Genomic DNA, 15953 nt, shown 5'->3' on the forward strand with positions numbered 1-15953 from the left:
ACTAACTAGTAAACTAGTTCGTTCGACTCGCATGCCTCATCCACGCCGTCAGCATTCAATCTGAACCAAGATCAAATTCTCGAAAAAATAAAATCTGATTTAATATACTATTATAGATACAGTTACTATAGATACAGTTACCGCTCTATAAATTAAAATCTTTGAAAAAGGCTGTAGAATAAAAAAAATTACTCTACCGCACAAGCCCTCATTTCTTGTTTTTAGGCTTGCACATTGTCTTACTGATATTGTCAAAATAACACTTTTGAGCGCTCGGTGACGTCTCTTTGTCTTCAACGTTTTCTTAATCTGAACGTCGGAAGTAGCACAAAGATACTGAAACGAGTGATTATTTCGCAAGCGCCTTTTTTAAAATACCTTAATATTTTATTTAACAGACTAATAATGAACGAATTAGAATTACTTCTTAATGTCCATGATCCATGGCATTACCAACAACTGCTCCCGTTAAAGCACCAAGACCTGCTCCAATAAGCGCGCCTTGGCCTCCTCCCGCAATGGCTCCAACACCCGTGCCAATTGCACCGCCAGCAATAGCTCCTGTGCCAGCTCTTGTTTGGCAAGAAGAACATAGCAAGGCAACAAGCCCTGCTACAACAATATAATTTAAATTTTTTCTTAATACATCTTTCATCGAATATCAGCCTTCATAAAATACAACGATCCCAAGTTCCATAGCTATAACGAATAACACCTCTTCTAAAGCTCAAAATAACAAGAAGAGCACCCACAATTACATTATTCCAGTCTGCTAAAACAATAGAACCACCCAAAACCCATGGAGAAATAAGTATCCAAAGACCAAAAAGTATATTCAAAAAACGAAGAGCCCTTGTAACTTCCGCCCAAGAAATAATCGATATTGTAATCACTAAAGCACCCATTACATGATCACTATTTGCAAGAAATCCCTTCAATACAAATATATGAGGCACAAACATCATCCAAACACCGACTAAAGCCGCAATAAGAAGATTCCAAGGAATATTGACACCCCTTACCATAGCCTTAAATTTTCCAGACGAATCTGTAAATCTTGGTGTTACTTTATCATCTAAAGCCCCCTCTGGACATCCCCCTTTCCAAAAAACGTACCAAAAGGACTCTTTCTTTTTTCTAGTATAATGAAGGAACTGCAATACAGCAACCACTTCATCCACTGTCAAGGCTATCATGATAAGCATACCAGCAGCTGTTACCAAACAAAACCCGCACCATGCGCCTACAATAATTGGCTGCATCATAACCAAAAGAATACTACAAAAGCCAAGCGGAACCACTAAAATACCAAAGAAAATTACCATCCAAGGCATTGTACGCCATCTTCTACTACTTCCTTTACAACCCATAAGCGCTTCGATACAATAAGCAACAGCTCCAAGGCCTGCATCTGAAATGGGGAACGATTGTGATAATTTTGACGTAATTACGTCGAGCGTTCCTGAGCCAAAGAAAGGATCCCATACCTGCGGTATATAACCTAATTGATAGGCTGAGAGGTACCTTGAAATAAACCAACCTAAAAATCCAAAAAATATGACAGGTATTCTTTGCAGCCAAGAAGATGGGTTATATGACCAACCAGGAGGCACTTCGGCCCCCTCTTTAAGCCCTTCCCAAGGAAGATGCGTCGCTAAAATAGAGAACGCTATAAGCAATGCTCCTATAACAGAATCATTTAAATAAGAAGAAACAAGTGGAGACCAAAAGACAATCGGTGCAAATTGAAGCCATATACCCAAAAAGCAGACAATCCAAGAGGGCCATATCCTCTTATAAGAAAGTGATAATATACCAAAAATAATGACTAAAACGCCCGTTATGACATCACTATTAACCATGTGATGAGCTCTTTCCAAGATAACCACAGGATCCTTTGATGATATACCTGTCGTTGGAATGGACCCTGCAACGCTCATACTTTCATAACCAAAAGTAAAAGGGCTAGTGATAAGCCATACTCCTAAAAGGATTGTAAGCAGCCTTCCCCAGACACTCTTTTCATAATGTTTTTTTCGAGCTTCTTCTTCTGTAGCACTCATCTGATAATGGTTTATCATAAATCTTATCCTCTAAATTATGGAGCTGCTTTCTTTTCGACCCACGATGGCATGACCAACTTGTGGTGCTTATACCACTTAACAGGATCCTTTCTCAATGCATCGATCATTTTAGGTAATGTATCTCCCACATAGCGCTTTGGAATCCACCCAAGCTCCTTTTTTGCAAGGCTAATATCGAGCACATAATTGATATCAGCAAGGTCTACCATCCAAGGCTTAATGTAAGATTGCCCAGTTAAGTTTTGTAGCCATGCACCAATTTTTGCAATAGGCTTTGGAATACGTACAGTTGTCCAATCAATACCAAAAAGTAGTTTTCCAATAGCTTTTTGGATGCTATCGTAACTCATCGTTCTATCTTCTCCAACAAGCGCAAAAAATTCTTTTGGAAGAGATGCTCTTTTCTTAAAAGAGAGTTCGATGCAATCAACAAGGTCATCCATATGCAGATAAGATGTACCCCTTGAAGTGTCACCTGGATAAACTTTGCTTGCAAATTGCTTTTCATAAATGCGTTGAATTTGAGTGGAGAGTGGTATCGAATTACAATAATCATCATAAACACCTGCAATGCGTAGCACCACAATAGGAATATTACCCCTCTCTCTTCTCATTAGAGCTTCTGTTTCAATTTTAGATTTTGGATAATCCCAAAGCCCTTTTAAAGGAGAATTTTCATTGATAGTCGTTCCTGGCTCGCAAGGTGCGTGAATGAGCATCGTGCTGGAAAATAAAAACTGCTCACAGCGAAAATTTTGCAATTCACGCAGCATTCTGCCAGTTCCTTGCACTGTAATGGTTTCATATTTTTCACTTGGATCGCCAGTAAAGTTATAATAAGCAGCAAGATGTATAACAGAAACAATATGATCACCATATTTTTCTCTTACATGTTTAAAGCCATTTTTTACACTTTCGTCAGACTCCAAGTCTACTTTCACATAATCCATAGATGCAGGTGTCAGAGCTGAAGATACATAGTCAAAACCAACAACTTGATATTGACTACATAAGCGCTCAGCAACGTTTGTTCCAATACGGCCACTACTTCCAGTAACGATAACGACTTCTTTAGCCATACTTTTATCTCCTTTTATATATTTGCTAACTGATTAAATATTAGATACTTACACTATTTAAATACTGAATCTTCAACTTAAATTTCAAAATATCTATATCTTCGGATACTGGCATAATAAGCCATGTCCTGTCAAGAAGAACTCTTTATAGTATTAATTTTATTGATTATTCAACTTTTTTTTGCTAAAATGAATTTTAAAAGGAGAACATTATGACAACAGATTTTGATCCTACCCAGTTACCCAAAGAGTCCCAAATCAAAACAAACTTAAATCTTGCTCAAGAAGGCTCCGATCGAAAAATAACTCACGAATGGGCAATACAAACACATGAGGGTAAAACTACGCACCAAGTTGTAGTACATGATACAACAGGAAAAAATTATCTTCTCACTTACACATTTAAGGGGGTGCAAGAATCTGATCAGCTCACTCAAGTTTTAGCAATGAAAGCACTTAAAAATGCATTCAAATCATTCACTGCAAAAGAGGCAAAGGAGCATTTTGATAGGATTAAGGACAAAGCAACTGCTCCCGAAATCTATACTATCCGAGGCGAAAATAAAGCTGTTAAAGCAGTAATTCTTGTCTGGCCTGGCAAAGAAGAGGGAGATCCTCCGTACGTTTGGGACGCAAATAACAAATGCAAATGGGAACTAAATACAGAGGGTAATTTCAAAGAGGAGCTTCTTGCACGATTTTCTGGTGGAGTAAAAGAAGAAAGGAGTTGGAGGCGCTTATTTCTAGCGTCTACTGGTCAAATTGGATATATAGTAAATCCAAAAACTGAAACCTGGCTTGGTAAAAAATTAAAAGATTTATTTAAAGTAAAAAGAAAGGGATTCCATGTAGTTAGACAACATTCTGACGGAACACCTTCTTCTAAAAGGATATCCAAAATCGACAGGGCGAAGGATATCTTAGCGCAAATCCGATTTTACTCTACACCTGGCGGCACGCTGACAAGGAAACCAACTACCGTAGATACAGGGCCGATAGTTGGCAGGATAACAAGTGTAAGTCCTGATCCTGCAACTACAACAACCCCCACACCTCCTATACCACCACTTCCTCCCCCAGAACCTCCTGCGCCCCCTCGCACTTCTGCACCACCACCGTCCACAGCCCCCTTTCCACCTTCCGCCGTATCGTCACGTATTTCTTCCATGCAAAGAGAAGGTGCTCCCATATCTACAGCCCCTCTTGATTCAACCCATCCTAATCATGTACCAACAGTGTCTATAAAAGTTGTTGATGAAAGCGAACTTAACGAACAGCAAAAAGCTCAACTTAGAGTAGAAGATGAGCATCTTGCTGCGACTCAGCATACAGCAAACACTGCAGCTGTAACATTTCCCTTCATGTACATGTAATAACCACAATAGGGCTTTTATGAGCATAACTCCTACATCTTCTCCGAGTGGCGGCCCTGGGTGGTTGCGCAGTGCAACAGAAACTTCCAAGGATAATGAAAGAATCTATACCTATACCATCAATGTTAAGGGTAAAGATAATGAGCGCCTTGTTACTGTCCAAATTGTTGAAAACGCAAATCTTACAAGCGAACAACTTGCCGCAAGACAGCTGGGGCACTTCGTTCTTTTAAAGTCCATGCATCAACTTGGAAAAAAAGATATCGATACAGCTTCTTCTCAAGATCCTTTTAAAGTAGGAAGGGAAATTGAGCTCATAACAGATAATAAATCTCTTGATAAAAGCACCAAAGCAGGTCTTCTTTTCAAGCCAGCTACCGAAGAACTAAATACTTCCGCGTTTTTTTATAAAAATAAAGAGCATTCTCCTACAGGTTCTATTGAATCTGCAATAGTTCCAGAAAATAAAGCTAATGTTTTTTTACAAACTTCTTTTGTTTTTATTGATCCTACAAAGATAACTCACGTATCTTCCCAAACTGTTTTGCAGCGCTGCGAAGAGATAAGAAAGCGCCATTTTAGCGAAAAGCAAGCCTTAAATTTAACCCCGCCTCCATCCTCTGCTCCCACCCCCACTCCTCCATCTCCAACTTCTCATGAAACCCCTATAACAGCATCCATTATCCCTTCACCTTCCAAACCACCGCCTCCTCCCACTGAGAGCGAAGAGGATGAGGAAGATACTGATGGTGTTACAGAGCCTAAATACAAAGACTCATGATGAAAAAACAAGACTCGCCTAAAAATTGAGAAACTACTAACCTGAAATTGACCTGTGTCTTTTAAAGTTAGTATTCATTATGTATATCGTTCATATAGCCTCAGAACTCTCTCCTATTGCCAAGGTAGGAGGACTTGCAGATGTAGTTTCAGGATTAAGTAAAGAGCTCAAACTGAAAGGATTACATGTTGAAATTATCATTCCAAAATATGATTGCGTCGACTATTCACAAGTTAAAGAATTCAAAATTGCTTATCATGACTTAAAATCCTATTACGATGGCACATGGGTTTCTAATACTGTATGGCAAGGACTTGTGGATGATATTACAGTCTTTTTTATTGAACCTCATAATGAAACTACTTTTTTCTCTAGAGGCGAATTTTATAATTGTAGCGATAATGTCGATAGGTTTTCTTATTTTTCAAGAGCCTCTCTTGAATTTCTTCTTAGAACAGGGAAAAACCCCGATATTCTTCACTGCCATGATTGGCATACAGCTCTAGTCCCACTTTTTTATCAAGAGATCCATAAATCCCTTGGGTTATCTATCAAAGGAATTTTATTTACCATCCATAACTTAGAGCATCAAGGACAGGCTTCTTACCTTATTCTTGATCGCTTAGGTCTCAGTGGTCACTACTTTTTAAATCCCAATAGATTGCAAGACCCTCACAATCCAAGCTTTGTAAATCTCATGAAAAGTGGGATTATCTATTCCGATTATTTTACTACAGTATCGCCAAACTATGCAAAAGAGGTACAAACCATCGAGGGTGGCTGTGGGCTGCACCAAACCATTCAAAATTATAATTACAAATTCGATGGTATTCTCAACGGTCTTGACTATCAATACTGGAATCCAGAGACCGACTCTTATTTGCCTACTCACTATTCTTTGAAACAAATGTCTGACAAGGATGTTATCTCTTTTAAAAATCATAAGGCTGCAAATAAATTCTTTTTAAAAAAACGTCTTTCCTTAAAAGGAGACGCAAGACCTTTAGTTGGTTGTATCTCGAGGCTTGTACCTCAAAAAGGTATTCATCTTATAGAAAATGCTCTCTTCCGTACTTTGGAAAAGGGAGGAGAATTTATTCTTCTTGGAACAAGTCCTGATCCTGTAACTACAGAGCGTTTTCACAAGCTTAAATTTAACCTTGCAAACAACTCTCACGTACATTTCGAGCTTCAATATAATGAAGAGCTCTCTCACCAAATTTTTGCAGGCTGCGACTTTTTCATTGTCCCTTCCATCTTTGAGCCTTGTGGACTTACCCAACTTATTGCTTTAAGATATGGTACAGTCCCTATCGTAAGAAAAACTGGAGGTCTTGCAGATACAATATTTGACATGGATTATGCTGACAAACCCTTTGAAGAAAGAAATGGCTTTACCTTCGATCACCCAGATAAAATGGGCGTCTACTCTGCCCTCGATAGAGCCATAGACAACTGGTATAACCACACAGACTCCCTACAAGCAATTACTCTTCAGGGCATGCTTATGGATTTTAGTTGGAACCTTCCCTCCAAGGAGTATATCGATTTTTACAACAGGTGCTGCAAGGTCCAATAAAAATTATGCCTTCATTCTCACTTCTTCCAAAAACTGTCGAGCTACAACTTAAACAAGAAATTGAAAACTTTTTCTCTCATGCAGTAGATGTTTACCTGGATGATTTGGTACAAAAGGGCCTAAAAAGGACACATCCTTCTGAAGAAAGAAACGTACAAGTCCTTATAAATAATTTTATCAAAAATGTAGAGACAAGCGATTTTTCAGCACAAACTCTTGGAGAAGAAATTGCTTTCATCAATAAATGGAAGCGTGACTTTACAAAAAAAGTTTTGATTCCAAAATACCTCGCTAATCGTCTTAACATCTCTTTAGATCAGCTAACACTATATATACAAAAATCCATTCTTGGTGCTGCAATAAAAAGGAAGGTTCAGTACTACATTCAAACTTGTCAAAGCAAGCTAATAAGAGATCTACAAATCATAAATCCTGCTAAACGCATACCCGCAGCCAAATATCTCATTAATTCCTCTTTAAAACAATTTCAAGCTGAAGACGCTGTATTTCCAAAAGAGCTCTTCCTAAATGCCTTTGATCCTGAGCATTTAGAGATATTATTAAGTCATATTCCCTTTCGATCAGATCCCTCTTCAACTTATGAGGATGAGCTTTTCTTAAAACAAATAGAAAAACAACTCATCTCCTATATCCAAAATAGACTCTCTAATGAGAAAAAAGAGGCTTTTCAGCTTACCAAGCAACTTCACATCGTCAATCAATTTCTAGTTACTTTTGAAAAAAATGAACAGGCACTTTCTTTGTGGGGCTTTACAAACATCAGCTTAACACCCTCCCTTAAAAAACATTTATTTTTAGCTATTTTAAAATGTAAGGCACTAGTTTTTCTTACATCTTATTTAAAGGAAGTTTCTGAAGCAAAAAAAACAACTTCTTTTGAAGCCTTTTCAAAAGCACGAGAAGCTATTTTAAAGAAATACCTTACACACTATATCCACAATCATAATTCCCATCTAAAATTTGTACGAGAACATTTCTTAATATGTCTAAAAGAGGAGGAAAAAGAATCTAGAAAAATTCCTTTCCAAAACAACGACTCAAATGATTATAAGGCTCTTGCTTCTCAAAAACCCAAGCGCTCTAAACGGTGGAAGCGCGTTTAAGTGCTAGAAGTTAGGATTTTTTTTACATATTCACGATTAGCGTAAATATAGTCTACCCCAGAAAACAATGTGTAGATGCATACAAACGCAACTGACCAAAAACTCATCGTGCGAAGCATTGTCAAAGAAATTTCTTCGCCTGTATACAAAGCAAACATAATGAGAATAAAAAAGGCAGCTATTGCCTGTAAAACGGCTTTTAATTTCCCACTCATACGTGCTGCCAAAGCAAATCCTCTAAGTGCACAAATGGTTCTTAGCGTGCTAATAACCGCATCTCTATAAATGAATACAAATACAAGCAAGAGAGGTAACTGAATAATTCCTTGTGTAAATGTTAAAAAGACTGAAATACGATAGATACTATCAGCCATTGGATCTAAAATTTTTCCAAGGTCAGAAACTTGATTCGTCCTTCTTGCTATATAACCATCAAAGGCATCGGAAAGCTCCGAAATGGCAAGCAAAAAAATGAGGACATAGGGTAGTACTTTTAAACTGATGCCAAAAGCCTCATATTCAATATAGAGAAACAAAAAAATGGGACTTATAAAAATCCTGATAAATGTTATATAGTTGGGCAGACTCAATTGACTTAAACTTCCCTAAAAAACTAGAAATTGTACAAAATCCAGATTAAAAATCAAGGTATTATGCAAACATCTCTTTCAGATATTAAAGCAGCGCAATTTGCAGCAGGAGTTGCAGCCCTTCTTGCGGCATGTCTTGCCATTTCAAAGTTATCTCTCTACTTTATCTCAGGATCTCTTGTGATAGCCCTTTCTGCTTGGGACAGCAGTATCGACGTATTTATCAGCTTTATCAACCGAAAAATCATTCAATTTGCAAGACAAACAGCCGACAGCAACCATCCCTACGGCCATGGAAAAGCTGAAGTCATTACTGCTCTTGGCCAAGGGGCTCTAATCAGCGGTGGATCCCTTATTATCCTAAGTTCAAGTTGTCAAAATCTCTATAAAGTTTTTCAAGGAGAGTTTGAACCCATTGTAGAGACATGGGGAACCATCTTTTTCTTTGTTGCCGCAGCCTTTTTAAGTTTTGGCATTACCTCGTGGCTTAAACATCACGGGAAAAGGTTTAATAGCCCAGCACTTACAGCTGATGCCCTACACTATAGAGGTGATGTAGTCTCAAACTTGGGTAGCGCAATCTCCTTAGCACTTATCATCATATCGCATCAATCTTGGCTAGACCCTCTTATCGCAGCCTTATTTTCTCTCTATATCTGTTGGAATGGCTTTAGGCTTATGCGCTCGAGTATCAATGACCTCATGGATCACGAAGTTCCAGAAAATATAAAAATAAAAGCACTTGCCATCATCACAAATGCAAACCCATCCATCTTAGATGTTCATAATTTTAGAAGCAGAAGCAGTGGCTCTTACTACTTCTTTGACTTTCATGTAACACTTCCAGAAGAGCTTCCCTTCCAAGAAGTGCATCACATCATTCAATCAATCGAAGAAAAGCTTCACGATGAATTTCATACAGACGCCGTTGTGCGCGCAGACCCTCATTCCCTTACGCAAAGAGAACCAAAAGTCATTCTCTTTTCTCGATAACACAAATTTTGAGGTTTTTTACGTAACAGTTCTTAAAACAAGCTGGCCGCAGGCAGCTGCGATGTCATCACCTTTAGTGTAGCGACATGTGTTGATAACGCCTCTTTCGTCAAGAGCATCTCTAAAGGCAGAAACAACTTCAAAAGAGGGACGCACTAGACGCAGGCCTAAAACGGGATTATAGGGAATTAAGTTAACTGTGCACTGACGTGATTCTACAAGCGTTGCAAGCTCTTCTGCATGCTCCACCTGATCATTAATACCCGCAATGAGAGTATACTCAAATGTTAAATCCCTCTTTGTTTTTTCTGCATAATGATCCATTGCCTTCATCACATCTTCTAGAGCATATTTTCTTGCATAAGGAATAATTTTCTGCCTAATTTTTTGGTTGGGAGCATGCAAGGATAAAACCAAGTTAACCTTCAAATCCTCCTCTGCAAGCTTGTAAATTCCTTCAATAACACCCACTGTTGACACAGTAATACGCCTTTGTGACATATTCATAAGGGATGGATCATTAAGAAAGCGTATTGTCTTTACAACAGTATCATAATTATCAAGCGGCTCACCCATACCCATGAACACAATATTAGAAACTTTCTCACCTTTTTGCCTGAGATCTCTTTCTGTATGCAAAATTTGCTCTAAAATTTCTGCAGGAGACAGATGCCTGATTAATCCTTCTTTACCAGATGCACAAAAGGCACACCTTGCAGGGCAACCCACTTGCGACGACACACACACTGTACGCCTATCTTCACTACAGATAAGCACAGACTCTACCAAACGTCCATCTTTTAGGCGCCAAAGAGTTTTGTAAGTCTCTTTATCATCAGAAATTTCTGTCTTTATTTTTTCTAGCACAGGAAAGGCAAGCTCTTCTTTACATAAAGCACGAAAACTTTTGCGAATATTCAACATTTCATCAAATGTCAAAACTTGCTTTTTATACACCCAATCGAAAATTTGAGAGGCTACAAAGGGGCGCTCTTCTTTTGATTCCACCCACTCTGTCAACTCTTGAAGGGTCATGCTGCAAAGCTCTTTCATTAAAATCCTCTTAACTTTAAGAGAGAGGAGTTTAACACAAACTTTCACAAAAAACAATTATCTTTTTTAAGGAAGGAACCTATCTGATTTTTCCTGTGTCAAATTTTTTATAAGAGGACAACCAAGGGACCTTCTGTTTTTTGCAAGCACTCGATAGAGATAATCATAAAAAAATGTAGGTAAAAAGAAATGCCATCCAATAAGACGCCAGATGCCTCCAATATACCAAAGAGCTCGAAAAACAGCTTTTGCACGCAAATAATATTTTTCTTTTGACACACCCTCATTTTCCAATAGAACCAATGTATCTTCTTGTAGGAGAGAATCTAATAGAGGGCCAAACTTCTCTTTAGCCGTAATCCCCTGTAAAGGAGCAAAAAGTAAACATTTATTTTTATCTTGCCGAATCAAAAATTGCACCGCATGGTCACATAAACCACATGTACTATCATAAAAAATAATATGCCTCATATTCACCCAAGCTTTGGTAAATTATTTTTTAGCTTATCAAAGTGAGCTACTAAGCGCAATACCTCTTCATCAGAATAAGTACCCGATTGAATTTTGACTCTAATCTCTTCTCTCTCAAGCATCCACTCTCTTTCTAAGATTTTTTGTATCGTATCTCGCAAATCCTTGTCTATCTTCTCTTTATTCACTTTTTTTTGCAAAATCTCTGACATTAAACCCTGAGCATCTGCATTGTCTAAATCGATTGCAAGTGAAAGAAAATCTCTTGGTTTATTCTGTGCTATATTTTCCAAATACACCTGGAAAATCTTTCTACATGCATCATTTCGAAAATGTTTAGAAGTCACATATCTATTCACAAGTTCCATAACAATTGGATAAGTGTCTGTAAAAAGAAGCATCCAACGAAGTAAATCCATCTCTAAAACGCGATAAGGATCTATGGATGCAATACCTGCACTCTCCTGTCTTTTTATGTATAGCTTTGGCAAGTATTCTTGCCCAACACCAAGCACCTCTTCTGGTACTTGCATCCTCTTAGAGAGTGCACGCAGCGTCTCATGAACCATAACAGAATTTTCCCCTTCTCGTATACGACTCGACAGGATCTGAATCATTTCAGCCTTCCCAGCAGGAGATGTACTATTCAAATTCGATGAGAGATACTTAATTGCAAACTCAAGATAATCGATGCAATTTTCCATGAGCTCTAAAAAGGCTTGGGGACCACCCTCTTTTAAAATAGCATCGGGATCTTTTCCATGACTCATTTCTATAACAAAAACTTCTACTCCCTTCTTTTGAAAAAGATGTCCTACCTTCATGGTGGCATCAAGGCCTGCAGTATCACTATCAAGTGCAAGATAAACAGTATTTATACCAAGCTGTAAAAGCTCTTTTACATGACCTTCTCCAAAAGCAGTTCCTTGTCCTGCAACTGTGAAATTAAAACCCTCTTGAATTAGGCGAAGTGCATCAATTTGCCCTTCAACAATAATTGCTCTTCTCTCTTTAGTAATGCGCTTTCTTGAATAATTGAGACCAAAAAGGACATACGATTTTTTAAAAAGGGGTGTTTCTATTGTATTGATGTATTTCCCACCAAATGTTTCTTCCTTATATTTACGAGCGGAAAATCCAATCACAGCCCCCGACGCATTACGTATGGGAAACATGATACGATCAGAAAAAAAATCTCGTTTTTCATTATTTTTCGTCAAAGTTAAAAGACCTGCCTCCAACAAAATTTCATCAGAAAATTTAAAGGCGTGCATCGTTTTTCTGAAGAGATTATATGACTTTAATGAAAGCCCTATCTGAAAAGTACGTATAAAATTGAGGTCTAATCCCCTCTTATATAGATAAGAGAGCACATCTTTTCCCTCCTCGGTATAAAGAAGCATACAATGAAAAAAACGACAAGCTACCTCTAAAGCATCTTTTAAAGAGGCTTTACTAGGTCCTTTTTGCTCTTTTTGATCCACTTGCTGCAGAGGCACTTGAAAACGCTCTGCAAGATGCTCTACAGCATCCATAAAGCTCATTTTTAAATGCTGCATTAAAAACTGGATCGCATCTCCATGAGCACCACATCCAAAACAATGGTAATGTGAATCTCCTGCTTGCACAACAAAGGATGGGCTTTTTTCTTCATGAAAAGGACAAAGTGCTTTAAAACTAGCTCCAGCCTTTTTTAAATCGACATGAGAAGCTATTACGTCTACCAAGTTTGATCGACTGCGAACGAGTTCTAAACTTTCTTTTGTAAAAAGAACCATGTGGACCTTGAAGAATCATTTGTTAAATAAAGATAGATCGATTATATATACATGTTCTGCCAAAATAAAGGGTATTTGTTTATGTTATCTCTATTGTCTCGTAAATTTTCTCATAAAATATTCCAAAAAGCTCTCTTTCTTGTTACGACTCTTTCCATTACAACAACTGCTTATTGCGCTGAAACAGACACACCAAAAACAGAACTTCCTAAAGAAAGTGAAACCGCAAAACCCACACAAACCCCTTTGTCAGAGGGAGCTTCTATCGTTTCCAAAGAGGGACACTTCTCTGTAAAGCTACCAAATGGCTTTACAACAATAGACAATGATGTACAGCCAATCCAAACCGAAATGGGTGAAATTGAAACAATCAACTACACTTCTTTTACAGATACAAGTGCTTGCATGGCAGGCGCAAGTGAGTACCCAGAGGCTCTACTTGTATTCATCAAGGGTAAAGAGAAAGAAGTATTAGATGGCGCTCAAGAAGGCGCTCTTAAAAACGTAAATGGAACTGTTGTTTCAAGTAAAGACTCCACTGTAGAAAAGCTTCCTGCCAGAGAGGTTGAATTTACAGCAGAAGCAGATGGGCAACCTCTTTTTGGCAAAGCTCTCTTTATTCTTGCTGACTCTCGCCTTTACCATCTTCTATTCATTTCTAGCAGCCACTCAGAGCTTGACTCTTCAGAAGTCACTAAATTCTTCAACTCATTCAAAATTATTGACTAACTCATGTTATGCAAAAACTTCGATATGCCAAAATGCGCTTCTTAATAATCTATTTAAAATAAGTTTATATATAATTAACTTTACTATTAATTATTATATTTGCGATAATTGAGATATAATGAAATTAATAAAGGTCAATTATTATGAGCAATGGTATTGATATTAATTCCCAACTTACATCACTAGAACAAATTAATGAGCGCTTTGGTGATGGCACAAGAATGCATAGCTCTGTCCATATGTTCAAAGTAGGTCCTAATGGCGAATTAGTTAAAAGAAACTGGCTTACACGACTCATTACATGGGTCTTTAATTCCCCCAAGAGTTTAGCTATTAAGGCAATTTTTCAAATAATTGCTATTATCGAACAAAAACAAGCGGCAGCAGGACCTCTCAATCCACAAAGATTCAAAGAACACACATTTGGCGAACAAATGGATAATACAGCTAAACTTATCAATACGATTTATACGCGTGCAGATGAAAACTTTGGTATTTCTGGCATTAACGGAGGGGCTACCAGGCTTGCAGCAATTATGGAGGCTTTCAAACAGCCACCAGAGACAATACCGTCCCAGTCAGAGCCTGGAAAAGAAAGCCCCATACCTGTAGATCATGTGGAAGACTCTGAAGAGGATTCTGGTAATTCCACAGGATCCTTTATACATACAGAATCGTCCGATGACTACAAATCTGTTTTAGGACAAGGCAGTGATACTAATACAGATATTTCCGAGGAAGAGGAAGAGGATCTGTTAGGAGAACCCGTTTTTACAGACGTTTCTGAAAATGAAGAGTACCAAGAGATAGAAGAAGTTAACAATGCACTTAACCGACAATTTGATGAACTCGATAAACTCGATGAATCTGATAGGTCTGTCGTTGCCAAAGCCGAAAAACCATCTCAACCTATCCCTGCCCAGGTACCTATACCCTCAAGAAAAAATCCTGTAGAAGCGCTAGAAGCAGTTACAAGCCACTCTTCTTCAATTCCTTCGGAAAATCATATCACTAAAAATGCATTTGAGTCGTTTCTTACAACCTTTTTTAACAAAAAACCTACTATTGCAAATACGATCTTTGCAGTAATAAAAGACCTGGTTACTGATATTACTTATGATAAATCAACTAAAACTTACTCTCTATATCTAGCGCAACCCATAAAAACAGAAATTGAATGGAACTCCAAAAAATATAATCTTATTTTAGACCGATGTATTGATATAAATACAAGCTCTCATAACAATATAAATACATTAACTTTTATCAATAAAAATATAAGAGCTGAAATACCCGCTAGATGGAATTTTTTATTTAGCCCAGAATTTCTTTCTCTTAATACAATCTCTTTTCCAGCTGTTGTGCCCGAATCAACAAAACCTGCAGCTACTTTAACTTTTACATCCGCTGGTGATAGAAAAAACACTTCTACTACAATTGAAGGTGATACACTCATAAAAAATATCAAAAAAATTCAAGAATCATTACGCACTCCTGTTGAAGAAGAGGCTAATCCAAGTTCTTCCTAAGAGCAGATGCTAGGACTCTATACACAAATCTCAGGTTTATAAATTGTAATTAATACAAATTAACTTTATACTAGGTCTCGAAATTAACTTATAAAAAGATCTGTATATATGTCAACTGATTATCTTGTCCCACTATGTACCCTTGAAAGAATAAACTCATTGCATGACGCAAGAGAGCTCTTTGCTTACACATTTACACAACAAGGAACTCTTGAACCCGTATTTGGTAACTGGATTGGATACGTTGTTGCATGGGTATTAGACAAACTCTATATTCGCACAAATCAGCAACTAGCAATTGATGCAGCCTTTTACAACTTAAGTATTCTAAAAGACAGCCTTGCCAGAGCTAAAGAGATACCTTCAGCTATGGATGACCTTAAAGACCGTATTCAAAGTTTTTCAGTAGAGTCCAATAACTATACTCTTTGGATAAAAAGCCCTGCTTCTATGATATTAATAGAAGAGATTAAAGAGCTTGCTACAAAAAAAATACCAAGAGACCCTGGGGCTCCAAAAATACCATCACCTACAAAACCAAGTACTCCTGCTGACAGAAAACCACCACCACTACCACCAGATGTACCTTCGCATAAACCTAGTAGAACTTCGCTTACTAGTAGGTTTCAAGAATCTGAAGCACCCTAACTAACGTCAGCTCGATTTTTAACTAGGTTATTGTTAACAACTTAAGCTCTTGTTCATTAAAATTTAAAGCTGGTTTTTTGGAATGAAACACGGAGCCACAGAGACACGGAGAGTGCTTTTATACATAACGATTTGTCTTATA

15 protein-coding genes and 1 rRNA gene are annotated in these 15953 nt (G+C 37.7%); 8 read left to right on the forward strand and 8 right to left on the reverse strand.

Annotated features, from left to right (window positions below):
* From P4L16_07740 to P4L16_07755, 4 genes are all read right to left on the reverse strand, one after another.
* Nucleotides 1-87, reverse strand: a 16S ribosomal RNA gene (locus P4L16_07740); the annotation flags it as partial.
* A gap of 340 nt (nucleotides 88-427) precedes the next feature.
* Nucleotides 428-655, reverse strand: a complete 228-nt coding sequence (locus tag P4L16_07745) for a hypothetical protein (protein MDR3625012.1) — start codon at nucleotides 653-655, stop codon at nucleotides 428-430.
* 13 nt (nucleotides 656-668) lie between these two features.
* Nucleotides 669-2081, reverse strand: a complete 1413-nt coding sequence (locus tag P4L16_07750; protein ID MDR3625013.1) for a vitamin K epoxide reductase family protein — start codon at nucleotides 2079-2081, stop codon at nucleotides 669-671.
* A 17-nt stretch (nucleotides 2082-2098) separates the two neighbouring features.
* Nucleotides 2099-3163, reverse strand: a complete 1065-nt coding sequence (locus P4L16_07755; protein ID MDR3625014.1) for an NAD(P)-dependent oxidoreductase — start codon at nucleotides 3161-3163, stop codon at nucleotides 2099-2101.
* Nucleotides 3164-3375: 212 nt separating this feature from the next.
* On the opposite strand from P4L16_07755, the gene P4L16_07760 reads away from it, so the two are divergent.
* The 4 genes from P4L16_07760 (at nucleotide 3376) to P4L16_07775 (ending at nucleotide 8020) form a co-directional block, all read left to right on the forward strand.
* Nucleotides 3376-4536 carry a hypothetical protein gene (locus P4L16_07760; protein MDR3625015.1) on the forward strand — a complete coding sequence of 387 codons (1161 nt, stop codon included), beginning with the start codon at nucleotides 3376-3378 and terminating at the stop codon, nucleotides 4534-4536.
* 19 nt (nucleotides 4537-4555) lie between these two features.
* Nucleotides 4556-5317 (forward strand): hypothetical protein, encoded by a 762-nt coding sequence (locus tag P4L16_07765; protein MDR3625016.1) that lies wholly within the window; start codon nucleotides 4556-4558, stop codon nucleotides 5315-5317.
* A gap of 79 nt (nucleotides 5318-5396) precedes the next feature.
* Entirely contained in the window at nucleotides 5397-6896 is a 1500-nt protein-coding gene (locus tag P4L16_07770; protein MDR3625017.1) for a glycogen synthase, read from the forward strand.
* 5 nt (nucleotides 6897-6901) lie between these two features.
* Nucleotides 6902-8020: a hypothetical protein gene (locus P4L16_07775; protein ID MDR3625018.1), complete on the forward strand. Its 1119-nt coding sequence runs from the start codon at nucleotides 6902-6904 to the stop codon at nucleotides 8018-8020.
* On the opposite strand, the gene pgsA is transcribed toward P4L16_07775, so the two are convergent.
* Nucleotides 8017-8610, reverse strand: a complete 594-nt coding sequence (gene pgsA / locus P4L16_07780) for a CDP-diacylglycerol--glycerol-3-phosphate 3-phosphatidyltransferase (protein MDR3625019.1) — start codon at nucleotides 8608-8610, stop codon at nucleotides 8017-8019. The two genes, P4L16_07775 and pgsA, sit on opposite strands and share 4 nt — an antisense overlap.
* 63 nt (nucleotides 8611-8673) lie before the next feature.
* Here pgsA and P4L16_07785 point away from each other — a divergent pair, with 63 nt between their 5' ends.
* The gene (locus P4L16_07785; GenBank protein MDR3625020.1) at nucleotides 8674-9603 is read left to right on the forward strand and encodes a cation diffusion facilitator family transporter; all 930 of its coding nucleotides are present in this window, start codon (nucleotides 8674-8676) and stop codon (nucleotides 9601-9603) included.
* A gap of 18 nt (nucleotides 9604-9621) precedes the next feature.
* On the opposite strand, the gene rlmN is transcribed toward P4L16_07785, so the two are convergent.
* From rlmN to dnaG, 3 genes are all read right to left on the reverse strand, one after another.
* Nucleotides 9622-10656 (reverse strand): 23S rRNA (adenine(2503)-C(2))-methyltransferase RlmN, encoded by a 1035-nt coding sequence (gene rlmN, locus P4L16_07790; GenBank protein MDR3625021.1) that lies wholly within the window; start codon nucleotides 10654-10656, stop codon nucleotides 9622-9624.
* A 66-nt stretch (nucleotides 10657-10722) separates the two neighbouring features.
* On the reverse strand, nucleotides 10723-11127 hold the full coding sequence (locus tag P4L16_07795; protein ID MDR3625022.1) for a DUF393 domain-containing protein: 405 nt from the start codon (nucleotides 11125-11127) through the stop codon (nucleotides 10723-10725).
* 2 nt (nucleotides 11128-11129) lie between these two features.
* Nucleotides 11130-12905: a DNA primase gene (gene dnaG / locus P4L16_07800; GenBank protein MDR3625023.1), complete on the reverse strand. Its 1776-nt coding sequence runs from the start codon at nucleotides 12903-12905 to the stop codon at nucleotides 11130-11132.
* A gap of 81 nt (nucleotides 12906-12986) precedes the next feature.
* On the opposite strand from dnaG, the gene P4L16_07805 reads away from it, so the two are divergent.
* From P4L16_07805 to P4L16_07815, 3 genes are all read left to right on the forward strand, one after another.
* The gene (locus P4L16_07805; GenBank protein ID MDR3625024.1) at nucleotides 12987-13634 is read left to right on the forward strand and encodes a PsbP-related protein; all 648 of its coding nucleotides are present in this window, start codon (nucleotides 12987-12989) and stop codon (nucleotides 13632-13634) included.
* A 143-nt stretch (nucleotides 13635-13777) separates the two neighbouring features.
* Nucleotides 13778-15163: a hypothetical protein gene (locus tag P4L16_07810; GenBank protein ID MDR3625025.1), complete on the forward strand. Its 1386-nt coding sequence runs from the start codon at nucleotides 13778-13780 to the stop codon at nucleotides 15161-15163.
* Nucleotides 15164-15271: 108 nt separating this feature from the next.
* Nucleotides 15272-15811, forward strand: a complete 540-nt coding sequence (locus P4L16_07815; protein ID MDR3625026.1) for a hypothetical protein — start codon at nucleotides 15272-15274, stop codon at nucleotides 15809-15811.
* The last annotated feature ends 142 nt before the right edge of the window (nucleotides 15812-15953 follow it).

Source organism: Chlamydiales bacterium, assembly GCA_031292375.1.
In the GTDB taxonomy this organism is placed as follows: Bacteria; Chlamydiota; Chlamydiia; order Chlamydiales; family VFKH01; genus JARLHF01.